The organism is Micromonospora sp. NBS 11-29 (assembly GCF_002140155.1).
GTDB lineage: Bacteria > Actinomycetota > Actinomycetes > Mycobacteriales > Micromonosporaceae > Micromonospora.
The window spans coordinates 178,128-189,326 of sequence record NZ_NAPR01000012.1; the positions used below are offsets into that span (position 1 = coordinate 178,128).

Sequence of the window (11,199 nt, forward strand, 5' to 3'; positions counted from 1 at the left end):
ACGCGGCGACGGCCGGTGCGACGGCGGCCCGCGGCGGGACCGGGGCGGATTCCGCGACCGACGCCGTGGCCGGGTCCACGGCGGGCGTCACGGCGGGGTCCACGGCGGGCTCCGCGACCAACGCCGCAGCGGGCGCCGCGACCGACCTCACGGGACGGTCCCCGGTCGGGTCCGGCGCGGCGGGGCGCAGGCCGAAGTCCCGCAGGTGCGGTCGGGCCAGCTCGGGTTCGCGGCCGACGCTGCCCAGGCCCTGCTGGTGCAGGTGGGCGATCTGCGCGTCGTACCAGCAACGCACCCGTTCGAACGGATAGGGCGGCAACGACACCCGACGGCCCCGGCCGGCCGCACCGCTGACGGCCACGCGGTCGACCCGGCCACCGGCCAGCCAGTCCGCCACCGCCGTTGCGGCGCCACCGGTCGGGGAGGACGCCGCGCGCCCCTCGGCGACGATGTTCAACTCCGCCAGCATCGTGTCCCACGAGTCGGCCCGGACCGCCGCCCGGCGGGCGAGCTCCACCCGCCCGACCGCGAAGGTGAACACGACGTCGGCGACGTCGGGCGCGTCGTCCTGCCCGCGCACCCGGACCAGATGGTCGTGCAGGGTACGGGCGTAGGCGGCGAGCGCCCGGTCGGTACGGGCGGACAGGAGCAGGACCATCGGCGGCGATCCGTCGGCGGCGGCGCGGGGCGGCGGCGCGGGTGGCTCCTCCACGACCAGGTGGGCGTTCGCGCCGCCCGCGCCGAAGGAGCTGATGCCGGCCCGCAGCGGGCGGGTCGAGCCGTCCCGGGTGCGCCACGGTGCCAGCTCCTGCTGGACCGCGAACGGGATCCGGTCGAAGTCGATCTCCGGGTTGGGCGGGGAGGCGTGCAACGAGGGAACCAGCGTCCGGTGCCGGAGCTGGAGCAGCACCTTGGCCAGGGCCACCGCCCCGGCCGCCGACTCCAGGTGGCCCACGTTCGACTTGACGGAGCCGATCGGCAGCCGGCCGGGACCGGTCACGCCGTCGGCGGCGAAGGCGCTGACCAGACCCCGGATCTCGATCGGGTCACCCAGCGGGGTGCCGGTGCCGTGCGTCTCGACGTAGTCCAGGTCCCCCGCGGTCAGGCCGCCGTCGCGCAGCGCCTTCGTGATCAGGTTCGCCTGGGCGCGCGGGCTGGGCACCGTGTACCCGTTCGTCCGGCCGCCGTGGTTCACGGCCGTGCCCCTGAGGACACCGTGCAGGTGGTCGCCGTCGCGCAGGGCGTCGCGCAGCGGCTTGAGGACGACCGCGCCGACCCCCTCGCCCGGGACGTACCCGTCACCGCCGGCGCCGAAGCTGCGGCAGCGCCCGTCGCTGGAGGCGAACCGCCCCTGGCTGAGCATGAAGTACTTGTTCGGGTGGATGAGCACGTTGACGCCACCGGCGACGGCGACCCGGCAACTGCCGGCGCGCAGCGACTCGACGGCCAGGTGCACGGCGGTCAGCGCGGCGGAACAGGCGGTGTCGACGGCGACGCTGGGTCCCTGGAAGTCGAAGTAGTACGACACCCGGTTGGCGATGGACCAGTACGCGCTGTTGGCCAGCACCGGGTTGCCCCGCAACCGCTCCTCGGCCTCGTGCAACTGGTACTCGCCGTACATCGCGCCGACGAAGACACCGACGTCGCGGCGGTACGCCGGCTCGTCGGTCGTCACCAGTCGGTCCGGGGTGTACCCGGCGTCCTCCAGGGCCGCCCAGCAGCTCTCCAGGAACAGCCGGCTCTGCGGGTCGATGACTCCCGCCTCCCGGGGCGAGATGTGGAACAGGGCGGCGTCGAAGTCCTGCACGCCGTCGAGAAAGCCGCCCCACTTGGCGTACGCGCGATCGACCCGACTCTTGTCGGGGCTGTGGAGCGCCTCGGCGTCCCACCGGTCCGGGGGCACCTCGGTGATGCTGTCCCGCCCGTCGCGCAGGTTCTCCCACAGCGCGTCGAGGTTCCCGGCCTGCGGGAAGCGGCCGGACACGCCGATCACGGCGACGGCCCTCGGGTCCACCCGGTCCTCGACGGTCGTGTCGGCGCGGCGCGGCGCGGGGACGGCGGCGGGGTCCTCGGTCGTGACCACGACCGGGGCGGCGGCCGGCGCCCCGGTCAGTGCGGCACACCGTTCGGGATGCTCCTGGAGCAGGTGGTCGGCCAGTTCCGCCACGGAACGGCACTCGAACAGCAGCGTCTTGGACAGCCGCCCGAAGTCCTGTTCCAGGAGTTCGACCACCCGGATCGCCAACAGCGAGTCGACGCCCAGGTCGTCGAAGAGCCGGTCGTCAGCGACCTCGTCCAGCGGCACCCGGGTCGCCTCGGAGACGACCGCGCGGAGCCGCCGGTGCAACGCCTCCCCGACCGGCTCCCCCNNNNCGCGGTCAGCGCCGCCCGGTCCCCGCACAGGACGACCGTGGTCGGCGCGGGGCCGGGATCCCTGCCGTCCACCGAACCGGCGAGCAGCGCCTCCAGCACGGCCAGTCCGGACGCCGTGGGCAGCGCACGCATCCCCAGGTCGCCGAGGACCTGCCGGACCGGCTCGGCGGGGCGCATCCCGCCGTCGGCCCAGAACGGCCACGCCACCGACAGCGACCGGCCCCGGCGGGACGGGTCGGCGGCGCGCTGCCGTACCAGCTCGTCCGCGGCGGCGTTGCCGAACGCGTAGTCCGCCTGCCCCGGGCTGCCCAGGGCGGCCGAGACCGAGGAGAAGACCACGAAGCAGTCCAGATTCCAGGCGGCGGTCACCTCGTCGAGCGCGGCGGCGCCGACCAGCTTCGTCGCGATCACCTCCCGGGCGGCCGCCACGGACGTGCGCAGGATGTAGCTGTCGCGCAGGACGCCGGCGCAGTGCAGGACACCGTTGACCGGCGGCCCCGAGGCCGCCAGCCGGTGCGCGACCCGGCCGACGGCGGCCCGGTCGGTGCAGTCCAACCGGTGGTAGTCGACGGATCCGCCGGCGCGGGCCGCGCGTTCGCCGAGCCGGCGCAGTTCCTCGCCCCGCGCGCCCTCGGCGGCGGAACGACCGGTCAGCACGACCCGGGCGGCGTAGTGGTCGATCAGGTGTTCGGCGACGAGGACGGCGAGCCGCCCCATGCCGTTGATCCAGTACCGTCCGCCCCGGCGGAACGCCGGTCCGCCGGCCGCGGGGAGCGCGACGGGGCGCAGCGTCGGGGTACGCGGCACCCCGTCGACGCCGACGACCAGTTGGCGGGAGGGCGGCGTCGCGGTGGTGGTGGCCGCGCGTACCGCGAGGGCCGGGTCCCCGCCGGCCCGGCCGACGGCGGTCAGGGCGAAGCGGTGGTTCTCGCCGGCGAGCGAGCGCCCCAGCGCGGCCAGCCCGGCGGCGGTCACCGGACCGGACGCGACGTCCGTGCGGTACGGGACGACGATGCGTGCCCCGCGCCGGGCCAACGGCCGCAGCAGCGATCGCAGCAACGCGAGCATCCGCAGGCCGGCTTCGGTGGCGGTGTCGGCCGGATCGGCGTGGGCGCCGCCGTCGGCGAGCGGCCAGACGACCACCGGTCGACCGGGCCCGGAGGTGCGGGCGGCCACCTCGGCGCCGACGGCCTCGGCCTCGGCCGCATCGGCGGGCTCGGGCAGGACCAGCCCGGTCCACTCGGGGTCCTCGTCTCCCAGCAGCACGACGGGGCCGTCCGGTTCCGGCTCCGACCCGTCCGCCTCGGCGACGATCTGGTCGACGGTGGTGAAGAGATGGACGTCCGCGAGCGGCGCGACACCGGCGACCGGCCGCAGCGCCAGGCCCCGCAGGGTCAGCCGGACGGCCCCCGAGGTGTCGGTCACCGTCAGGTCGTACTTGCGGATGCGCTGGCCGCCGCCGGCGAGGCGGTGCGGACGCACCAGCACCCAGGCCTCGTCGGGCGGTTCGGCGTGCACCAGAAGCTGCTCGACGGCGAACGGCACGAAGGTCTCGCCGCCGAGGTCCTCCCGGCGCAGGCAGCCGATCACGGACTGGAGGGCGCCGTCGAGGACGTACGGCGACACCGTCGCGTCGGGCGCGGGCGGGCAGACGATGTGGGTCAGCGCTCCGGACGGGCCCTGCCGCAGTTCCCGGAGCACCCGGAAGGCCGGCCCGTAATCCACCGCGTTGGCCGCGAACCGCCGGTACAGCTCGTCCGGCCCGACGTGGTCGGGGTGCTCGGCCCGCAGCGCGTCCAGGTCGAGCGGGGCGGGGACCGGGTCGCCGGGCGCGGTCCCGAGCACCGTCGCGGACGCGTGCAGTTCGGTGGAGCGCACCCGCACCTGCGGCCCGTCGACGGTGACGTCGAGCGTGACCGGAGCGGTCACCGCCAGCGGCCGGTGGAAGGCCACGTCGGCCAGGCCGGCCGCCGGGCGGTCGGGCCGGCGGGCGGCGGTCAGGGCGAGATCGATCTGGACCGCCGCGGGAAGCACCGGCACGCCGCCGACCCGGTGGTCGGCGACCAGCGCCTCCTCGGGGCGTACCGTGCGCTGCTCGGTCCCGTCCGCGCCGGCCCGGTCCGTGCCGGTCGGGCGCGGGGATCCGGGTCGCGGCCACACCCGGCGGGCGAAGGGGTAGCCCGGCAGCCGGGTCCGGCGGCCACCGGCCAGCGTCGGGTCGTCGGGCAGGTCGGCCTGCCCCCGCACCCACGACCGGTACGGGTCGTCCGGGCCGGCGTCGACGTCGTCGGCGCCGTGCCGGGCGAGGTCCGCGAGCCGCCGCGCCAACTCCGCGGTGGTCCGCGCGGGCACGGCCGCCCGCACCGCCCGGTGGCTGCGGCCGTACCGCAGCGTCCAGGCCACGTCCACCAGGCGCAGTTCGCCGTCGGCCGTCAGCGCGTCGGCCAGGGACGCCGCGAGCGCACGCAGGTCCCGGTCGGTGCGGGCGGAGAGCACGGCCCACCGGGGTGCGTCCGGCACCGGCTCCGGCGCGGCCGCCGGCCCCTCGTCGGGCGCCTGTTCGAGGACGAGATGGGCGTTGGTGCCACCGATGCCGAACGAGCTGACCCCGGCCCGCCGGGGGCCCGCCGGCACGGGCCAGCCGTCGTCCGCCGTGGCGACCCGCAGGCCGCCGCTGTCGCGCAGGTTGCGGTTGGCGATCTGGAAGGGCGCCTGCGGGGGTACGGCGGCGTGCTCCAACACGAGCACCGCCTTGATGAGGCCGGCGATGCCGGCGGCGGTGTTGAGGTGCCCGACGACGCTCTTGACCGAGCCGATGGCGGCGGGGTGGAGGCGGTCCGCGCCGCCGTAGACGCGGTCGAGGGCGGCGTACTCCACCGGATCGCCGAGGGGCGTCCCGGTGCCGTGGGTCTCCAGGTAGCCGACGGAACGGGGATCGATGCCGGCGACCGCCAGCGCCTCGCGGAGCACCGCCTCCTGCCCCTGCGGCGACGGGGCATGGTAGTCCATCTTCCGGGCCCCGTCGTTGTTGACGGCGCTGCCGCGGATCACGGCGCGGATCCGGTCGCCGTCGCGCACCGCGTCGGCCAGCCGACGCAGCACCACCGCGCCGACCCCGTTGCCGAAGACCGTGCCGTCGGCCGTGTCGTCGAACGGCCGGCAGGCCCCGCTCGGGGAGAGGATCATGTCGGCCGGGGCCCGGTAGCCGGCCTGCGGGAAGTGCAGCGAGGCGGCGCCGACCAACGCGAGGTCGCACTCCTCCCCCAACAGGCTCTCCACCGCCGTGTGCACCGCCACCAGGCCGCTGGAGCAGGCCGTCTGCACGGTGAGGCTCGGGCCGGTGAGACCGAGCTTGTAGGAGATCCGGCTGGCGGCGAAGTCCTTGTCCGAGGAGGAGAAGCGGATCATCCCGGCCGCGTCCAGTTCCCGGATGGAGACCGGCGGCGAGGTGGGCTGGCCGACCGAGACGAAGACCGCGGTCCGCAGGCCGGTGCGGTCCGGCGCGAAGCCCGCGTCCTCCANTGCAGCGGGCTGTAGCCGAAGAACTCCGCGTCGAAGGCGTCGGCGTCGTCGAGGACGACACCGACCGGCACGAAGTCGGAGCGCCGTACGGCTGCCGGGTCGTGCCCCATCCGGACCAGGTCGTCGACCGGATACCGACGGATGGCGCTGCGGCCCTGTTCGAGCAGCGCCCAGAGCTCGTCGGCGGAGCCCGCTTCGCCGAAGCGGCAGGACAGCCCGACAACGGCCACGGCGTTCTCGTCGTCGATCGCGTCGATCGACGGCTGGTCATGGTTCATCAGTGGCCTCCGGATCGCAGGGCACGTCGCGCCTCGCGGCGCGAGGGTCGCGCCGGGGTCGGCCCGGCCGGGGGCCGGCGGCCGTCCGGCGCATCGCCGGCCACCGGGCCGACCCGGCCGACCAGCAGCCCCACCTGGTCGTCGAGGGTCGGGTGGGCGAACAGGTCGGTCATCTCCAGGCCGGTGCCGGGATAGTGCGCGTCGAGGCGGGCGTAGAGGCGGCCCAACAGCAGGGAGTTGCCGCCGGCGTCGAAGAAGCGCCGGTTGGTGGGCACCTCGTCGGGGCCGAGGTCGAGCAGGTCGGCCCAGGCGGCGCGGACACACCGGCGTACGGCGTCGGGATCGGCGGTTCCCGGCCCGGTGACGTTGCCGTCCCGCACGGGGGTCGGGGGCGCCTCGGCGATCCGCGCGGCGGACCGCCGGTCCACCTTGCCGTTCGCGGTCAACGGCAGGGCGTCGACGGTCACCAGCCGGTCCGGCAGCATCCACGACGGCAGCCGCCGCCCGGCGAAGGCGCGCAGCGCGCCCAGATCCGGCGCGACGCTGCCCCGGGCCGGTTCGGCGATCACGACCAGCCGGGCGGCGGCGCCCTCGCCCCGCACCGTGGCCACCGCCCGGCACACGTCGGGATGGCTCTCCAGGACGGCCTCGACCTCCCCGAGTTCCAGCCGGTGCCCGCGGATCTTCACCTGCCCGTCGGCGCGGCCCAGGAACAGCAGCCGTCCCTGTTCGTCGCGGCGCACCAGGTCACCGGTCCGGAAGTAGCGCCCGCCTGCCTCCGGTCGGCAGGGATGGGGGGTGAACCGCTCCGCCGTGAGGTCCGGCCGACGCCAGTAGCCCCGGGCCACGGCTGGGCCACCGATCCACAGTTCCCCGGGTTCCCCGTCGGCCGCCGGGGCGGTCCCGTCCGCGCCGGTGACGACCAGGTCGGTGGCGCCGATCGGGCTGCCCAGGTGGACCGGTCCGGCCGGATCCACGCGGGCGATGGTCGACCAGATGGTCGCCTCGGTCGGCCCGTACACGTTCCACACCCGGTCGCCGCGCCCGACCAGTTCCCGGGCCAGCTTCGGGGGAAGCGCCTCGCCGCCGCACAGCACGGTCAGCCCCGGCACGCCCGGCCAGCCGCCGTCGAGCAGCAACTGCCAGCCGGCGGGCGTGGCCTGCATGACGGTGATCCCGCGCTCGCTGATCAGCCGGGAGAGCCGACTCGCGTCGCGTACGTCGCCGCGACCGGCGACGACGACCGTGCCGCCGGTCGCCAACGGCATGAACAGTTCGAGCACGGAGATGTCGAAGCAGACCGTGGTGACCGCGAGCAGCCGGTCGTCGGCGCCGACACCCGTCGTCGCGGCGATCGCGTCGAGGGTGTGCACCACGTTGCCGTGGGTGACCGCGACGCCCTTCGGCCGACCGGTGCTGCCCGAGGTGAACATCAGGTAGGCCAGGTCGTGCGCGGTGGGGGCGGGACGGGCGACGACCGGCGGCGCCGCGGCGGACTCGTCGACCACCTCGGCGGCGTCCAGCACGGTCAGCCGCGGCGGGAGCAGCCCGGCCAGGTCCCGATCCGCGATCGCGACCCCGCACCCGGCGTCCTCCACCACCAGCGCCAGGCGCTCCGGTGGATAGGAGTCGTCCAGCGGCACGTACGGGCAACCGCTCTTGAGGATGCCGAGCAGGACCGCGGTGAGCCGGGCCGAGCGGTGCGTCAGGACGGCGACCGGCTCCCCCGGCGCGACCCGCGCCGACACCCACCGGGCGACCTGGTCGGAGAGGGCGTGCAGCCGGGCGTAGGTCAGTGTCTCGTGCGGGTCCTCCACGGCCGTGCGGTCCGGGCTCCGCCGCGCCACGTCGGTGAAGCGGCGGACCAGGGTGCCCGCCTCGCGGCCCACCACCGCGCCGACCGTGGCGTCGGCGGCGAGCCCGCGGTCCACCTCGACGACCATCCGCCGGGTCTCGTCGATCAGGTCGTCCACCGCCGCGCCATCGAGGACGGCGCCGCGGTGGTTGGCCAGCACGTCGACGCCGGCCGGGGTGCTGGTGACCTCCAACCCGAGGTCGAAGTGGCCGCGTTGGCCACGGCGGTACACCAGCGGCCCGAACGGCGCGTCCGGCGCCGCCGCCGGCCGGGACCAGTTCTGGAACGCGAAGCTCACCGTGGGCACGGCCCGCTCGCCGCCGGCCGCCCGGCACAGCTCCACCAGACGGGGATAGGCCAGGCCGGCGTGGGACACCGCGCCGCGCACCTCCTCCTGCACCGAGGCCAGCCACCGGGTGACCGGCTGGTCCGGGTCCAGGTCGATGCGCAGCGGCACCGAGTTGACGAAGCAGCCGACCGTCGCCTCCTCGGCCTCGGCAACCCGCCCGTAGGTGGGCACGGCGACCAGCAGGGACCGCTCCCCGGTGGCTCGGGACAGGGCGGCGGCGAAGGCGGCCAGGAACACCGTGAACGCGGTGACCCCGGCGGTGCGCCCGGTGCCGGACACCAGGTCCGTCACCTCGGCGGGCAGGCGGTACTCACGGTGCGCGCCCGCCCGGCCCGCCCGCTCGTCCGCGGCGGCGAAGACCGCCCCGACGTCACGGCCGGTCAACCGCCCGGCCCAGAACTCGTGGTCGGCGACCCGGGTCCGGGCCGTCTCCTCCCGCTCCCGGCGCAGCGCCACCGCGAACGGCGCGGCCGGTGGCGGCGGGTCGCCGGCACCGAGGCGGGCCGCGTACAGCGCCGCCAGGTCCTGCTGGATCAGCTCGGCGGACCGACCGTCGACGGCCACGTGATGCGTGGTGAGCTGAAGCACCCGGCGCGCTCCGTCCGCCCAGAGCACCGCCCGCAGCAGGGGCTCGCCGGAGGACCCGAAGCGACGGTCGGCCTCCGCGCGGACGGCGTCGTCGAGGTCCGTGCCGGCGGCCGGCCGCCGCTCCGGTACGGCGGGCGTCGTCCCGGTGGGAACGAAACAGAGCTCGTCGCCGCGCGGGCGGACCTGGCAGGCCAGCACCGGATGGCGGCGTACGAGATCGGCCACGGCGCCGCGCAGGGCGTCCGGGTCGACGGAGGCGGGCAGCTCCCACGCGAGCGAGATGTTGTAGGGCGCCGAGGGAGCGGCCATCTGGTCCGCGGTCCACAGCCCGACGAGACGCTCGGGCAGGGGAAGCTCCGTGGGTCCGTCGGTGGCGGTCGGCGCGCTGTCGGCGGGAGCCACCGGGTCGGCCGGGGACGAGGCGGGCGGTGACCCGCCGGGGGTGACGACGGCGGCGATCCGGCTCTCCCGGTCACCGAGCAGCCGGTCCGCCAGGTCGCCCGCCGTCTCGCTGTCGAGCACCATGGCCAGGGGAACCCGGCCGATCTGCTCCTCCAGCAGCCGGTTCCACCGCACCACGGCGAGGGAGTCGACGCCGTACTCCGCCAGCGGCCGGTCGGGGTCGACGGCGGCGGCCGGTATCCCCGTCGCCCGCTCCAGTTGCCCGGCCAGCCACCGCGCCGTCGCCGTCCGCCGGTCCGGCGTGGCGGCGGCCCCGGTGGGCGCGCTCGGCGCGGCCGTCGGCGGCTCGGACGCGACGGCGGCCGGCTCCCTGACCGTCGGCGTGGCCACCGCGATCGCGGTCGACCAGCGGTCCTGGTCGCCGGCGACCAGCGCCACGTAGGCGGAGTCCGCCCCGGTGGCCGCCGCGAGCCTCGGCCACAACTCGTCCACCGCGGCCGCCACGGGCAGTGGTCGCAGGCCGTAGGTCTCCTCGAGGTAGCGCGCCGCCGCCGGGTCGACGACCATGCCGGCGCCGTCGAGCACCGGCAGTCCGACCGCGAGGGTACGACCCCGGCGCCGGCCCCGCGCCACCCAGCCGGCCCGGACGGCGGCGAACCCGTCCAGGAACCCGTTGGCGAACGCGTAGTCGGACTGGCCCTGGTTGCCGACCAGCGCGGCCAGCGACGAGGACAGCACGAAGAAGTCGAGCGGGTGCTCGGCGAAGGCGGCGTCCACCGCGACCGCGCCCAGCACCTTGGCCCGGCAGACCTCGTCGACGGTCTCCATCGTCTTGCCCCGCAGGAATCCGTCGCGCAGCACTCCGGCGGCGTACACGATGCCGCGTAGCCGGGTGCCGGCACGGGCCAGCCCGTCGACCAACCGGGCGAGCTGCCGCGGATCGGCCACGTCGCACCGGTGGTAGCTCACCGAGCCGCCACCGGCCCGGTCACGTACCGCGTCGAGGGCCACCGGGTCGGGCGCGGACCGGCCGACCAGCAGCAGCTCCGCGGTCGGTCGGGCCGCCAGCAGCGCGGTCGCGACCTGCCGGCCGAGACCGCCGAGGCCGCCGACCACCAGATAGCTTCCCGCCGGGCGGATCAGCTCCGCCGGCTCGCCGGGCAGGGGCGGCTCGGGCACCAGAACGGGACGGCGTCGCCGGCCGGACGGCCCCAGCCGGACCCAGCCCTCGGCGTCCGCGCTGCCGGCCTCGGCCAGCAGGGCCCGGGTGACGGCCCGCGGATCGGCCCGTGCCCAGGCGGCCTCCACCGTGACCAGCCGGGGCCGCCACCGCGCGCTCTCACCGGCGGCGGCCCGGAGCAGGCCGTGCAGCCCCCGCAACACCGGCCCCGGTTCCCCGTCGGCGCTCGTCACCAGCAGCACCACGGTGCGCTCCAGCGTCCGGCACCGCGCGAGCGAGCCCAGCAGGCCGAAGACGCCGCGCAGCACCCCGTCGCGCAGGCCCGACCAGGCCTCGTCGAGCCGCTCGACCGGCGTCGGCTCGGCGGCGAAGTCGACACCGTCGCCCGCCCCGGTCAGGTCCACCAGGAGCGCACCGGGGGTACCGGTGCGGCGGGCCGTCTCGTCCACCGTGTCGCGGTCGGTGACGTCGCTCGGTGCCAGCGTCGCCGCCGCCGCGTGCGCGCAGCCGCTCGCGGCGAAACCGGAGCCGACGATCCACAGCGGGCGGTCGTCCACGCCGGTCGACGCCGGCAGGTCCGACCAGTCCAGGCGGTAACCGGTCACCGCCGGTCGGCGGTCGGCGCCGGCCTCACCGGCGGGGTTGCGGACCG

1 protein-coding gene and 2 pseudogenes are annotated in these 11,199 nt (G+C 76.4%); all 3 read right to left on the bottom strand.

Features of this window, described 5'->3' with window-relative positions; all coding sequences use genetic code 11:
• Positions 1–2,575: pseudogene (locus B1205_RS32980) on the bottom strand (beta-ketoacyl synthase N-terminal-like domain-containing protein); the annotation flags it as partial.
• Positions 2,569–6,173, bottom strand: a pseudogene (locus B1205_RS32750) (SDR family oxidoreductase); the annotation flags it as partial. The pseudogenes B1205_RS32750 and B1205_RS32980, both read right to left, overlap by 7 nt.
• Positions 6,173–11,152, bottom strand: coding sequence for a non-ribosomal peptide synthetase (locus tag B1205_RS15450; protein ID WP_089156257.1), 4,980 nt, complete (start codon positions 11,150–11,152; stop codon positions 6,173–6,175). The pseudogene B1205_RS32750 and the gene B1205_RS15450, both read right to left, overlap by 1 nt.
• Positions 11,153–11,199: the final 47 nt, after the last annotated feature.